Source organism: Caballeronia sp. M23-90 (genome assembly GCF_053574605.1).
Map to the genome: position 1 here is coordinate 1 of NZ_JBSIPA010000995.1, position 341 is coordinate 341.

At 62.2% G+C, this 341-nt stretch carries 1 protein-coding gene and 1 pseudogene; both read left to right on the forward strand.

Features of this window, described 5'->3' with window-relative positions; genetic code table 11:
* A partial coding sequence (locus ACRXB1_RS37480; protein ID WP_449494950.1) for a hypothetical protein occupies positions 1 to 233 on the forward strand: 233 nt, incomplete at its 5' end.
* Positions 139 to 341, forward strand: a pseudogene (locus tag ACRXB1_RS37485) (thiol reductant ABC exporter subunit CydC); the annotation flags it as partial. The gene ACRXB1_RS37480 and the pseudogene ACRXB1_RS37485, both read left to right, overlap by 95 nt.

Below are 341 nucleotides of genomic sequence, written 5' to 3' on the forward strand. Positions count from 1 at the left end.
GCCGGCTTCGTCTCGCTGACTTGCGCAGTCATATCGCGCTGGTGGCGCAGGACACGTATCTCTTCAACGATACGCTGGAGGCCAACATCCGTCTGGCCGGCCGGGATGTTTCAGACGCAGATGTACGGCGCGGGCTAGTCGACGGTCGCCAATCTGCTGCTGCGTTTCTGGGATCCGCAGCAAGGCGTCATCACGCTGGGCGGCGTCGACTTGCGCCGGCTTCGTCTCGCTGACTTGCGCAGTCATATCGCGCTGGTGGCGCAGGACACGTATCTCTTCAACGATACGCTGGAGGCCAACATCCGTCTGGCCGGCCGGGATGTTTCAGACGCAGATGTACG